Genomic DNA, 13,420 nt, shown 5'->3' with positions numbered 1-13,420 from the left:
GCGCGCCATCTTGGCCGGCGGGACGTCCTCATCTAGAGTCGCATCGTTTCTGATTGAACGAGGGCCAGGATGAGCGATCGGTCGACCGAGCAGGCGGCGCTCGAAAGAGCCAATCTTGACGCCCGAATCGCCTTCGTGGCCGCGAGCTTTCTCCTGGCGTACGCCTTTGCGGCGCTTCTCGACCGCGTCGGCGCGCCGGAGCGCTTTGTCGGCGCGGCGCCGCCCTATTTCACCATCCTCGGCCTCGCCACGCTCGGCTTCCTTCTGCATTCGATGCGCGCGTCGGTCTATTACACCGCCGGCCGCGGACTGCCCGCCGCCTACGCCGGCTTCGCCAACGCCGCGGTCGTGCTCGCCCTGATGCTGCCGTTCGGCGCGCGGCTGGCGGGAGGCAGCTGGGCGATCGGCGCCGTCGGCGGCGTCTTCATCGGTCTCGCCGCGGCGGGGCTTTATGTCGGCCCACTGTTGCGCAAAACCGGCGTTTTTTCGATTTCCGAGCTTCTGTGCGCACGTTTTACAAGCGCCGCCACGCGCGTCGGCTTCATCGGCGCGGTGGCGCTATCTTCGACGCTGCTGGCCGCCGCCGGCGGCCTGATCGCGGTAAACGCGCTTGTCGAACTCACCGGCGCCAACCGGGGCTTCGCGGCGTTTCTGATCGCCGCGGCGAGCCTCATCATCGCTGGTCCGGGCGGACTTTCAGGCGTCATGTGGGCGGCGGCGGCCGCCGCCGGCGTGGCGACGCTGGGCTTCGGCTGGCCCATCGCCGCGCTCGGGCTCCATGACGCGCTGCCGAACGGGCTGATTTTTGGCGGCGCCGCTTCCACCGAGGCCGCCAAACTGCTGGAGAGCTGGGGGGTGACGCCGGCGCCCATGGGCCTTCCGGTCGAATTCGCCGCGACGCTCGCCGTGGCGCTGGGGATCGCGACGCTCGCGCCGGTGCTCGCGGCCTCGGTGGCGACCGGGGACGGACGAAGCGCACGGCGCGCCGGGGTCGCCGCCCTCTTCTGGACCGTCGTCATCGCCTTGCTGGCGGCGGCGGCGATCGCCGCTTCGGCGCTGTCGCTCGCCCGCGCCACGGCGGGACAGCCGCCCGAACGCCTGCCGCAAGCCATCTATCAGGCGAGCGAGCGCGGACTTGTCAGCGTCTGCGGCTATTACGTGCGCGGGCCGTCGGAGGCTCAGCGCGCCTGCGCGGCGAAAGGGTACGCGCCCGGCGCGCCGCTCGCGGCGGCGGAGATTCGCCCGATCGATGGCGACTTTTTGCTCGGCGCGCTGCCGCAGGCGGCGGAGCTCGGCGCGGCGTCTTCGGGGCTCATCGCCTCAGCGCTTGTCGCCATCGGCCTGGCGCTCGCCACGGCGGGCCTGCAAGCCTGCGCGACAGCCTTCGGCCATGACGCGCTCTACCGGCTGCGCGGCGAGATCGACCTGACGAGCCGGCGTCTCGCCGTCAACCGCGTCACGCTCGTGATCGTATCGACTCTGGCTTACGTGACCGCCGTCACCGGCGTCTTCACGCCAGGCGCGCTCGTCGCGGCGGCGCTCGCCGTGTCCGCGGCCTGCCTCGCGCCGTCGCTCGTCCTGGCGTTTTGGTCGCGCGCGGGCGATCGCGAAGCGCTCGTCGCGCTCTGCGGCGGCGCGGTGGGCCTATTCAGCGCCTTGGCCGCGGCGGGATCGCCCAATCGCATCGAAATCTATGCGCTCTGCGCGCTTGCGGGCATAACGCTTGGCGGCGGGCTTGGACTGTTGTCGGGACTGACCTCGAAAAGCGACAAGCCTGCGGCGCGCGCCTTCATTACCCGCATGTTGCGCGGCGACGCCCAGATGCTCCAGCCGGACAAGGGGGCATAGGACTCAAGGCTTTGTGCTGAAGAAGAGAATGTCCCAGATCGAAAGGACGATTCCATAATTGCTGTGTGATTTACGATCTCGGCGTCCAGTATGACGTGACCGAGCTTGTCCGTGCGGAAGCGGAAATCAACAGGCTGGGGCAGCGCCTGAAGGCGCTGGAGAAGGCGTAAGCCCCTATCCATCTCCTGCATTTCTGCTATAACGCCTCGGCACGCCCCGGTCCGCCGGGGCGGCTCCGTTTTCGCGCGACCCTGCTGGACGACATCCCGGCCTTGGCCGCGGAGCGCGGATCACCCCGGAAAAACAAGGACAATCCGATGTCGATCACGGCGGAGCGCAAGCAGTCGCTCATCAAGGAATATTCCACCAAGGCGAACGACACGGGCTCGCCCGAGGTGCAGGTGGCGATTCTCACCGAACGAATCACCAATCTGACCGAACACTTCAAGACGCATGCGAAAGACAATCACTCGCGTCGCGGGCTCCTGAAGCTCGTTTCCCAGCGCCGCCAGCTCCTCGACTATGTGAAGGTGCGGGACGAACCGCGCTACAAGAGCCTGATCGAGCGGCTCGGCATCCGCCGCTAACCAGCTGAGCGAAAGCGGCGCGACGATGCGCCGCTTTCCCCAAGATGGGCGTCCAGAGGGGCGCTCGACACGACCAACGCGTAAAGTCATGGCAGGATCGCCGGACGCTGCGTCGACGCTTTACCAAACACCGCTGCCGCAGCTTCTCGCCGTCTTGCTCATGACGAACCGCAGGTTCATCAGAGAAAGGCCAGCATGTTCCAGATTCACCGCGAAGAACTCGATTGGGCCGGGCGTAAGCTCGTGCTCGAGACCGGCAAGGTCGCCCGGCAGGCCGACGGCGCCGTGATGGCGAGTTGGGGCGAGACGACCGTGCTCGCGACAGTGGTTTCCGCCAAGACGGCCAAGCCCGGCCTGGACTTCTTCCCGCTCACCGTCAATTATCAGGAAAAAGCCTTCGCGGCGGGCCGCATTCCCGGCGGCTATTTCAAACGCGAGGGGCGCCCGTCGGAGCGCGAGACGCTCCTCTCCCGACTCATCGACCGGCCGATCCGTCCGCTGTTTCCCGACGGCTATCGCAACGAGACGCAGGTGGTCGTCACCGTGCTGTCGCATGATCTGGAAAACGATCCGGACGTTCTCGCAATTGTCGCGGTCTCGGCGGCGCTGACGCTCTCCGGGGTGCCCTTCATGGGGCCCATCGGCGGCGCGCGCGTCGGCTTGGTCAATGGCGCGCTGAAACTCAATCCGACAATCGAGGAAATGAAGCTTTCCGAGCTCGATCTCTTCGTCGCCGGCACGCAGGACGCCGTGCTGATGGTCGAGTCGGAAGCGAAAGAGCTGTCAGAAGAGACGATGCTCGAGGCCGTGATGACCGGCCATCGCGGCTTTCAGCCGGTGATCGACGCGATCATCCGCCTCGCCGAGCGCGCCGCCAAGGACCCCCGCGACCTCATCGTTCCCGACACCACGGATGTCGCGAGCGCCGTCGCCCAGATCGCCGAAGCCGAGCTGCGCGAAGCCTATAAGCACACTGTCAAGCAGGAGCGTTATGCCGCCGTCGACGCCGTGAAGGCGAAGGTGACCGCAGCGCTCTTCCCGGAAGGCGGCGAGTCCAAGTTCTCCAAGGAAGAAGTGGGTGCGGCCTTTAAGGAGCTTCAGGCCAAGGTCGTCCGCTGGAACATTCTCGACACGGGCATCCGCATTGACGGCCGCGACGTCAAGACCGTACGCCCGATCGTCGCCGAGGTCGGTGTTCTCCCGCGCACGCATGGCTCGGCGCTCTTCACGCGCGGCGAGACTCAGGCGCTTGTCGTCGCGACTCTCGGAACGGGCGAAGACGAGCAATATGTCGACTCGCTCGAAGGCACCTATAAGGAGCGCTTCCTGCTCCATTATAACTTCCCGCCCTATTCGGTCGGCGAGACCGGCCGTATGGGTTCGCCCGGCCGACGCGAGATCGGCCACGGCAAGCTCGCCTGGCGCGCCATCCGGCCGATGCTGCCGGCCCCCGCGGAGTTCCCCTACACGCTGCGCGTCGTTTCCGAGATCACCGAATCGAACGGCTCCTCGTCGATGGCCACTGTCTGCGGCACGTCGCTCGCATTGATGGACGCGGGCGTGCCGCTGAAGGCGCCGACCGCCGGCATCGCCATGGGCCTCATTCTCGAGGGCGAGCGCTTCGCGGTGCTCTCCGACATATTGGGCGACGAGGACCATCTCGGCGACATGGACTTCAAGGTGGCGGGCACGTCGAACGGCGTCACCTCGCTGCAGATGGACATCAAGATCGCCGGCATCACCGAAGAGATCATGCGCGTCGCTCTCGCCCAGGCGCGCGACGGCCGCCTGCATATCCTCGGCGAGATGGCGAAGGCGATCACGGCTTCGCGCGCCGAGCTTGGCGAATTCGCGCCGCGCATCGAGACGTTGAAGATTCCGACCGACAAGATCCGCGACGTGATTGGCACCGGCGGCAAGGTCATTCGCGAGATCGTCGAGAAGACCGGCGCCAAGATCAATATCGAGGACGACGGCACGGTGAAGGTCGCCTCCGCCGACGGCAATTCGATCAAGGCGGCGATCAACTGGATCAAGTCCATCGCCTCTGATCCCGAGGTCGGCTTGATCTACGAGGGCACGGTGGTGAAAACCGCGGACTTTGGCGCCTTCGTTAACTTCTTCGGCGCCAAGGACGGGCTCGTTCACATCTCGCAGCTCTCCAAGCAGCGCGTGAACAAGACGACCGACGTCGTGAAGGAAGGCGACCGCGTGAAGGTCAAACTTCTCGGCTTCGATGACCGCGGCAAGGTCCGCCTCTCGATGCGCGTCGTCGACCAGGAGACCGGCGAGGATCTCGAGGCCAAGGAAAAGGCTGAAGCCGCCGCGGCGAACGGCGCAGAATAGAACATTCATCGGGCGGCTTCTCGAAGCCGCCCGTTTTTCTTGGCGCGGAAACGGCCGAACGAATTCATGAATGTTATTTGCGCGGCCGCCGCGGACCGCGGATGTCCCTTCCCGGCCTCCTTGCCAAGCCCGCGGCGCGCCCTGTCTATAGGTTGAACGCAGCGACAGGGGCGGACATGAACGAGGAGTTGGAAACGGCGGCGCTCGTCGAACAGGATCAGAACCTTTCAATAGACATTTTTGTTCTCGCCAGGCTGGCCGTCACGCTTGCGTTTATTTCCGCCGCGATTCTGATTTCTGCGCCCTTTCTGCCGGCGCTCACCTGGGCGCTTGTGCTCGCGGTTGTGTTCATTGGGCCGCATCGCCTGCTGGAGCGCTTCCTGCCGCCTTCCGTCGCGGCCGGCGTCTCCATGCTGATCGTCGGGCTCGTCATCGTTGGACCGCTGCTGCTGATGATTGAACGGCTCGTCAGCGAGGCCGCCGCAGGCGTCGGCTACGTTCAGAAAACGGTGCAGCAAGGCGACTGGCAAACGATGCTCGACGCCCATCCTTGGCTCGGCAGCTTCCAAAGCTGGATCGCACGCAGATTCGATCTGCAAGCGACGTTCTCGCAGCTGGGCGCCTTCGTCACCAATGTCGCCACGAACTTTCTGCGCGCGTCTACCGGTCAGGTCATCACCACTGTTCTGGCCTTCTACCTCCTATTCTTTTTCCTGCGCGACCGCGCCGTGGCGCTGCAGACGCTCGCGCGACTGTCACCCTTCTCGAACATCGAAACAGGCAAGATCATCGTGCGCGTGCGCGATACGATCCATGCAATCCTCTTTGGCACGCTGGCGGTGTCGGCGCTGCAAGGCCTGCTTGGCGGATTGATGTTCTGGGTGCTGGATTTCAATTCGCCGGTGCTGTGGGGGTTGATCATGGGGCTTGTGTCGATCGTGCCGGCGCTCGGCTCTTTCCTCATCTGGATCCCGGCGACGATTTACCTTTTGATCGAGGACCGTTGGGTTGAAGCCATGATTCTTGGGCTGTGGGGCGGCGTGGTGATTTCCAGCATCGACAATCTGGTTCGGCCGCTGCTCATCGGCGATAGCATGCGCCTACATACGGTGCCCGCGTTCATCGCCATGCTCGGCGGCCTTCAATTGTTCGGCGCTTCGGGCATCGTCCTCGGCCCCATCGTCATGGCGCTCAGCCCGCTGTTGCTGGAATTCTGGAGACGTCGCGTCGGACCCGATCAGCCGGCTTAGAGCGCTTCCCGATCACATGGAATCATGTGATCGATAAGGAATCGCTCAAAATCAAAATGCTGGAGCAGGTTCTCATCGAAAAAGTCTGTCAACTTTTTCGGAACCTGCTTGCCTCGGCGCCGCCGGATCTACGCCAGCGCGCGTTGAAGCGCGTTCGCAAGCGCCGATTCATCGGCTTCGAGCACGCTGGCGTTCTGCGTATAGATCAGAAAGCAGCGCAGCCGCTTGCCAGGAAAGAGCGGCGCGACAGCGGCGCGATAAAGCGCGAGCTGGCGCAAATGCGCGTCTTCGAGCTTGGCGCGCGGCCGTCCCGTCTTGAATTCGGCGATGAGCGCCTCGGTCGCCGTTTCGGCGAGCCGGTCGATGCGGCCGGAGACGACGGCGCCGTTCTCGAGCGTCGCGACGACGTCGACCTCAGGAGTCGACTCTGCTCCAAAGAGCGGCGCCAGTCGCGGGTCGGCGAGGATCGCAAGCGCCGACTGCGCCAGCGCCTCTCGCCTGTCCTCGTCCAGAAAGCCGCCGCGCGCCGAAAGAAAACGCCGGGCGACGCTTTGCCGATGTTCCGTCGCGCAGGCCGGCAGATGCTGCAGCAGCGCATGGACGAGACGGCCGTGCAGCAGACGTTCCGCTTCGCCTCGACGCGCAGCGACGCCATCCGCGCCAATGGCGATGAGGTCTGCGCCGGCGAGCGCGCTCGAGGGATGCAGCGGCGGCGTCGGCGCGACTTCAGGCCACGCTTTGGTCTTGGCGAAGGCCGGAATGTCCACGGCGGCGGCCGGCGGCGCTTTTCTCGGAAGATCGAAGCGCGGCGGAATCGCGCCGCGGCGCAGAATCGTCGATGTCGCATCGAGCGGGTCGGGCACAATCTCGCAGTTCGGTTCGAGCGCATCACGAATGGCGTCGTACCAGCAGCCGTCAGCGCGCCCGCTCACGCCATGAGCGCCGCAAATATACAGCCGCTCCTCGGCGCGGGTCAGCGCGACATAGAGCAGGCGCTGGCTTTCCTCGCGCTCGCCGCGCCGATGCGCCTCGCGAGCTTGCTGAAGCGCGATCGGGTCGCTGTCCTTGCCGATCGACCAGAGGAGCGCCGCATCGTCAGCCTCGCCGGGCGCGTAGAGCTTCGGATCGTGCTTTCCGGCGGGCGCGCCGCAGGTGTCCGGCAAAAACACGATCTTCGCCTCCAGACCTTTCGCGGCATGAGCGGTCATCACCCGCACGGCGCCGCCGGCAGATTCCATATCGCGCTTGATGGAAAGATCGAGCGACTCGGCCATCGCCAGGAAGGCGGTCAGCGACGGCGGCTGTTCGCGTTCGAAACTCGCGGCGAGCTTTAAGAATTCGTCGATCGCGTCCTCGGCTTCGCCGCCCAGTCTCGCCATGAGCCGCGCGCGTCCGCCGTCAAGGCCGAGAACGCTGCTGTAAAAATCGAACGGCGCCAGACCGGCAGCGTCGCGTCGCAAGCGTCGCAGCCGCGCCGCGGCCTCCCGGCAGCGCGCGTCTTCGGACTGCTCAAGCGCTTCGATCAGTGACGCGCGGCGGCTTGGCGCGAGCGCGATGAGATCGTCGTCGTCGAAGCCGAAGAACGGCGACTTCAGGACGCTCGCCAGCGTCAGATCGTCTTGCGGCAACAGCGCCGCGCGTCCAAGCGCGACGAGATCGTGGACGGCGATGTGGTCGGCGAGATTGAGCCGGTCGGCGCCGGCTACGGGGACATGTTCGTTTTTTAAAGCGCGAATGATCGCCTCGAAGAGCGGACCACGCTTGCGCACGAGAATCAATATATCGCCGGGTTCGACAGGGCGCAGCGCGCCGCCGTCTTCGACGCATTCGCCGTTCTGAGGCGCAAGCAGCGCCCTGACCTTGCGCGCCAGTCTTTCCGCGAGACGCTCATTGGGGTCGCTCGCGTCGACATAGTCGAGCGGCAGGCGCCAATCGCTCGGGTCCTGCGCTTTATCCGCGCCGATCGGCTCCCAGATTTCGATGAGCGCCGCGACGTCGGATTTCCACGCCTCGTGCCTTGGCGCCGGCTCCTGCGGATCGCAGCACAGGCCGAGGCGATTCTCTTCAATCGCGAAAATGTCGTCGACCGCTTGCAGCACGCCGGGCGAAGAGCGGAAGGATTGCGTGAGCCTCACCTCTTCGAAACGGCGTTCGACGCCTTCAAATCTTCGGCGAAACTCGCGCCGCATCTCGTCGAATCTTTCCGGCGCCGCGCCTTGAAAGGAAAAGATCGATTGCTTTTCGTCGCCGACCGCAAAAAAACTGCGCGGCGGACCGCCCTTGGCTTCGCGCGCGCTGGCGCCTTCACAAAATTCGTCAGCGATCGCCGCCAATATGTCCCACTGCGCCGAACTCGTATCCTGCGCCTCATCGAGCAGGATGTGGTCAATCTGCGCGTCGAGCTTATAGAGCACCCAGGATGGGCTCGAACGATGGAGCAGGCGGCGCGCGCCCTCGATCAAATCGTCATAGTCGAGTAGTCCCCGACGTCTCTTGGCATGCTCATATTCACTTAAGATGGCGTCACCGAGAACATGCAGCGCCAGCGAGCGTTCGGCCGCGGCCGCGGCCTTGCGCTTTTCGATGAGCGTGACGAGTCTGTCGCGCTCGGCCTCCATGCGCGCGAGGAGCTGCGGTTCGCGCTTGGCGAGCGGGCCGGTGATGATTTTTGTTTTTCCCAGGCCGCGCGGATCGCCATCTGTCTTGAAGAAGGCTGCGAGATAGCTCTCGATACAGTCCGGATGCGGAGCAAGCGCGGCGGCGGAGTCAAGCGAGTCGGCGAGTTTGCCGTCGTTGGTCGAACCACCGCGCAGCATCTTGGCGAGCGTCGGCCACGCGGACGGCGGCTCCCCTTCCTCAATGATCGCCGCTTCGATGCGCGCCAGCGTTTCATCTGTCGTCAAACCAAGCGCGGCAAAGACACGCGCCTCGTAGTCGTCCTGCTCGCGCATGCGCGCGATTTCTTGACGGTGATGCAGCAATTCCTCGCAGAGCGCGTCAAATCCCGCAGCCGTCGTCTCGCGGGCGACAAGCTCCAGCGCTTTTCGCAGCGATCCATTGTCTCGCGTGGCGGCCTCGAGCGCGCGCCGGCGCGCCGCGTCCATCAGCTCGGCGCGCTCCAGATCGTCAACGACGCGGAAGGATGCCGGAACATTGGCTTCGAAAGGAAAGATATGCAGCAGCTTTTCGCAGAAGGCGTGGATGGTCTGGATCTTGAGGCCGCCGGGCGTTTCGACGGCGCGCGCAAAAAGCCGCCGGGCGAAGTCAAGATCAATGCGCGATTCAACGGTCGCGCCCATCTGAGCGATTGCATTGGCCAGCGCCGCATCGTCGAGCGTCGCCCAGCGCGCGAGCGCCTCGAAAACGCGCGAGCCCATATTGGCGGCGGCCGCCTTTGTATAAGTGAGGCAGAGAATCTGCGATGGCCGCGCGCCGGCAAGCAGCAGCCGCAAAACGCGCTGCGCGAGCACATGGGTTTTCCCGGAGCCGGCATGCGCCGACACCCAGGCGGACGTGAACGGATCTGACGCCGTTTGCTGGCGCCGGATCGTCAAGGCGCCGACGGGACGTTCGCTCATGCCGTCTCTCCCCCGCCGCGCATCCATTCCTTGACGCGCGCCAGATGGTCATAATCGCCGATATCGCTCATAAAAGCTGGATGCGGCCGCGACGCATAAGGCGTCGATTCACTGGAAAACTGCGACAGCAGCTCTTCGAGCTGCGCGCGATGCGCCGCGACGACGTCGGCGAAGCGCGTGTCTTTCCATTCGAGCCAGTGAGTCTCGCCGCCCTTTCGCAATCCGATATAGGCGGCGCCGGAAACCGGCCGCGGGCCGATTTTTTCGAAAGCGCCGGCCTCGATCATCGCCGCCTCCAACGTCAGCTGCGGCGACCAGCCGGCCTTGACCTGCTTTTTCGACGGCGGCGCGCCCGTCTTGTAGTCGAAGACATATGCCTGACCCTCTCGATCCACCTCGATGCGATCGGCGATCGCTGTCAGGCGAAAGGTCGTTCCGTCGGTGAGCGCGAGCGCGATCTCGCCGCGCGTTTCGACATGGATGTCGCAGTCCAAAGCGCGTCGCTCCTGTTCGAAGCTGAACGCATGATCGAGCCCCGCTGCGATGCGCGGCCATTGGAAACTCACGAAAGCCGGATCGGCCATGAAGCCATCGAGTTTCTCGCGCGCGAGATCGCGGAGAACGTCGCGGGCGCCAGAGGGAAGCGCCCCGCGCGAATGGCGCGCGACGAACGCCGCAAGCGCTTCATGTATCGCGACGCCGATTTCTCGCGCGCCGGCCTCCGCGCCGATCGGCGGCAGCGGCGTGAGTTTGAGAATATATTCGGCGAAGATCGCGTAAGGGTCGCGCCGCAGGCGCTCGACGCGGGTGACGCTCAAGCGTCGCGGGCGCAACGCCGCCGGTGGGCGCGGCTGCGGCCGTTCGATCGCAATCGTCGTTTCCGGGCGATCGAGCGCGGCGGCGATCGCAAGCATCGCGTCGCCGCGCTTCCAGCATTCGTCAAACGCGTCGCCGGCGAGCGCCGAAAGACGCGCGATGAAGCGGGAAGGAACGGTTGGCGCGCCATTACGCTTGATCGCGCAGCTCAGCACGACGCGCTCCGCGCCTAAAGCCATGATGAAGTCATGCGCGCTTTGGCCGATGCGTCGCTCCGGCGCCATTAAGCCGAGTTGGGCGCGCATCGAGCGATTGAGAAAAGCGCCGGTGTCCGTCTGCGGCGGCCATACGCCTTCGTCCAGTCCGGCGAGCAGGATGAGGTCGGCCTCGATGAGCCGCGCTTCCAAAGGGCCGAGGATCTTCAAGCGCGGATGGGCGCGTCTTGGGCCGCGCAGCATCGTCTCGGCGGCGACGCGGTCGAAGAGCGCCGCGTAGTTTTGCGCGTCAAAGCCTGCCGGCGCTTCAGCGTGCGCGAGCCGATCGAGGAGTTCGAACAGCGCCGACGCGCCCTCTTCATCAGCTTCGTCGGCGCCGGCGATCACGGCTTCAAGCGCGCCGCTGTGTGCGCGCGCGCGGTCCGACAGCGACGCCGTTGGCGTCAGCGCGGCGAAGGGCGCGAAAGCGGCGTCAATACGCGCAAGCGCGTCTTCGATCGCGCGCCACTCCTCATCGCTGATGCGGCGCGCCGCAGGATGCGCATGTGGCGCGCGCGCCACTTCGCGCGCCGGCGGGACCCGCGCCGCCCAGCCGCCGTCAGGCTGCGCGAATGTGCGCAGCACGCCGATCTCGATCAGCGACGCGAGCGATGCGACGCGCGCGCGTGAGAGTCCGAGCCCGGTCAGCGGATGGGCGAGCAGCGCGGCGACGTTCACGGCGCCGGCGCGATCCGATCCGATCGTCGCGACGAGCCGCGCCAGCGCGCCGATGGATGTTCTTGCGAGCGGCATGCCGCCAGAATCGTCGATCTCAATGTCGAAGCGTCGCAACTCGGCGGCGACGCGCCGCGCGACGAGTCGGTCCGGCGTAACGAGCGCCGCCGTGCGGCCGGGCGTCTCCAGCGCCTCGCGCATGAAGAGCGCGAGCGTCAAAGCTTCGAGTCGCTCGTCTGGCGCTTGCAGCGCGATGACGCCGTCGAGCGCCTGTGCGAAGCCGCCGCTCTGCGCGGCCTGATAATCGCGCCATGCCGACGTCGCGTCAGCCGGCGCCATCGCTTGCGAGACAAACGCGCGGCGCGCTGCGAGCGTCGGGGTCAAGCGCGCAAGTTCCCGCGGCTCGTCGCGCGCCGCGCCCATGGCGGCGAGCAGGCGTTTCAACATCATCTGCGGATGGGTGAAGGTCGGCTCTCGGCTTTGGTCCGTCCAACCCACGCTCGCCCAGACGTCCGTGCTCATGACCTGATCGAGGCCCGGCAGGACCACGGCTCCATTTTCGAGCCCGGCGATGGCGGCGAGCAGCCGCGTGGTCGTCGGCTGCGCGCCGGTGGAGCCGAGCGCGATCACAGGCGCGGTCGGCGGCGTGCGGGCGAGTTCCGCGATCTGCGCTTCAATGAGGCGTTTCTGGTAAGCGCTGGCGTCGATCCGTCCGCGGTCCGCGAGTATTTGCGGCCATTCGCGCAAGGCGATCTGCAGAAATTTCGTCGTGATCGCCCAGAAATTGCTGTAGGCGTCGTCGCTCAAAGTATCGAACCTGTCGACTGAAACATCTTCGATGTGCAATTCGTCGATGAGGGCGCCGAGCTCGGCTGCGAGCGCATAGGCGGCCGATGGCGTCGATGCGACGAGAAGCGGTTCGCTCTCATGCAGATTGGGCGCGCCGCTTGTATCGACCGAGATGAGCGCGCGCCCAATCGCTTGCGCCCAGTGCAGAATGAGCTGCGACAGCAACAAGCGTCGTTCCAGCTCTTCGATCGGCGCGGCGAGGGACGCATCAATCTCGACGTCAAAGTCTCCGGTAAACAGAGCGGCGTTCTCGCGCTCCTCCAGAGCGCCGAGCGGCAGGATGCGCGGCAGCAGCGTCGCGCGCCGATCCAGCGCTTGCGCGAATTCGGCCGCGAGCGCCCGCGCCGCGCGCTGGGTCGGCACATAGATCGTGGCGCGCGCCATCGTCAGCGGCGGCGTATCGCGCGAGAGGGCGGGAACAATCTCGCCGTCGAGCAAGGCCGAAACGAACGTTTTCAGAAACGGCGCGCCAGGCGCAATGGTGAAAAGATTGCGGCGACGAGCGAGCATCGCGCTCAGCCCCGGCGCAGAGCGATCGCACGCTCGGCGTCTGCAATAGCTGCGACCGTGCCGACGTGAAGCCAAAGACCGCTGGAGACGACTCCATAGAGCCGTCCCTTGCGCGCGGCCTCGAAGAAGAAGGGCGCGAGCTTGAAGACATCATCCGCGACGCCGGCGAAGAGCTGCGGCTTCATGAGTCCGACGCCGGTATACACAAAAGGTTTCCGGCCGTCGCGGCGAATAATGCGCCCTTCAGCGTCCAGATCGAAATCGCCGCCCCAATCGACTCCGACGCTTCCCGATGTCGGCGCGAGCAGCAGCGCCGCGTCCATCATTTCGGGGTCGAAGGCTTCGGCGAGCGCAAGAATGTTGGAGCGCGCGGCGTCGATCCAGAACGCGTCGGTATTGCAAACGTAAAATGGATCGTCTCCGATCAAGGGAAGCGCTTTCTTGATCCCGCCGCCTTGATCCAGCAGCAGCGGGCGTTCGTCAGAAATGACGACTCGCGGTCGGACGCGGCTCGCGAGATGCGTTTCGATCTGATCGGCGAGATGATGGACGTTGACGATCGCCCGTTCGACGCCAGCGCTTTCGAATTCATCGAGCGCGCGGTCGATCAGCGTGCGGCCGGCGACGGAAACGAGCGGTTTCGGCGTCTTCTCGGTGATCGGCCGCATGCGCGCGCCAAGGCCGGCGGCGAACACCATGGCGACGCT

At 65.6% G+C, this 13,420-nt stretch carries 7 protein-coding genes; 4 read left to right on the top strand and 3 right to left on the bottom strand.

Translation table 11 applies throughout. The features are described 5' to 3' along the window. The first annotated feature begins 69 nt into the window (after positions 1-69). From IYW40_RS16115 to IYW40_RS16095, 4 genes are all read left to right on the top strand, one after another. Entirely contained in the window at positions 70-1,848 is a 1,779-nt protein-coding gene (locus IYW40_RS16115; RefSeq protein WP_196401313.1) for a sodium:solute symporter, read from the top strand. A gap of 317 nt (positions 1,849-2,165) precedes the next feature. Next, positions 2,166-2,435, top strand: coding sequence for a 30S ribosomal protein S15 (gene rpsO / locus IYW40_RS16105; protein ID WP_018406993.1), 270 nt, complete (start codon positions 2,166-2,168; stop codon positions 2,433-2,435). A 195-nt stretch (positions 2,436-2,630) separates the two neighbouring features. After that, the gene (gene pnp / locus IYW40_RS16100) at positions 2,631-4,781 is read left to right on the top strand and encodes a polyribonucleotide nucleotidyltransferase (RefSeq protein ID WP_196401312.1); all 2,151 of its coding nucleotides are present in this window, start codon (positions 2,631-2,633) and stop codon (positions 4,779-4,781) included. 176 nt (positions 4,782-4,957) lie between these two features. Next, positions 4,958-6,031 (top strand): AI-2E family transporter, encoded by a 1,074-nt coding sequence (locus IYW40_RS16095; protein ID WP_196401311.1) that lies wholly within the window; start codon positions 4,958-4,960, stop codon positions 6,029-6,031. 128 nt (positions 6,032-6,159) lie between these two features. Here the strand turns inward: IYW40_RS16095 and addA are convergent, their stop codons facing one another. From addA to IYW40_RS16080, 3 genes are read right to left on the bottom strand one after another with little or no spacing between them, the layout of a single operon-like run. After that, entirely contained in the window at positions 6,160-9,609 is a 3,450-nt protein-coding gene (addA, locus tag IYW40_RS16090; RefSeq protein WP_196401310.1) for a double-strand break repair helicase AddA, read from the bottom strand. Further along, positions 9,606-12,713 carry a double-strand break repair protein AddB gene (addB, locus tag IYW40_RS16085; RefSeq protein ID WP_196401309.1) on the bottom strand — a complete coding sequence of 1,036 codons (3,108 nt, stop codon included), beginning with the start codon at positions 12,711-12,713 and terminating at the stop codon, positions 9,606-9,608. The genes addA and addB overlap by 4 nt, the downstream gene beginning before the upstream one ends. A 5-nt stretch (positions 12,714-12,718) precedes the next feature. Beyond that, on the bottom strand, positions 12,719-13,411 hold the full coding sequence (locus tag IYW40_RS16080) for a nucleotidyltransferase family protein (protein WP_196401308.1): 693 nt from the start codon (positions 13,409-13,411) through the stop codon (positions 12,719-12,721). Positions 13,412-13,420 lie beyond the last annotated feature (9 nt).

It is taken from the genome of Methylocystis sp. H4A (genome assembly GCF_015709545.1).
Taxonomy (GTDB): Bacteria; Pseudomonadota; Alphaproteobacteria; order Rhizobiales; family Beijerinckiaceae; genus Methylocystis; species Methylocystis silviterrae.
This window is presented reverse-complemented; position numbering and strand designations above follow the sequence as displayed.

Excerpts from the sequence above, each read along its gene's own strand:
- IYW40_RS16115 (WP_196401313.1), top strand. The coding sequence starts at position 70 with ATGAGCGATCGGTCGACCGAGCAGGCGGCGCTCGAAAGAGCCAATCTT.
- rpsO (WP_018406993.1), top strand. The coding sequence starts at position 2,166 with ATGTCGATCACGGCGGAGCGCAAGCAGTCGCTCATCAAGGAATATTCC.
- pnp (WP_196401312.1), top strand. The coding sequence starts at position 2,631 with ATGTTCCAGATTCACCGCGAAGAACTCGATTGGGCCGGGCGTAAGCTC.
- IYW40_RS16095 (WP_196401311.1), top strand. The coding sequence starts at position 4,958 with ATGAACGAGGAGTTGGAAACGGCGGCGCTCGTCGAACAGGATCAGAAC.
- addA (WP_196401310.1), bottom strand. The coding sequence starts at position 9,609 with ATGAGCGAACGTCCCGTCGGCGCCTTGACGATCCGGCGCCAGCAAACG.
- addB (WP_196401309.1), bottom strand. The coding sequence starts at position 12,713 with ATGCTCGCTCGTCGCCGCAATCTTTTCACCATTGCGCCTGGCGCGCCG.
- IYW40_RS16080 (WP_196401308.1), bottom strand. The coding sequence starts at position 13,411 with ATGGTGTTCGCCGCCGGCCTTGGCGCGCGCATGCGGCCGATCACCGAG.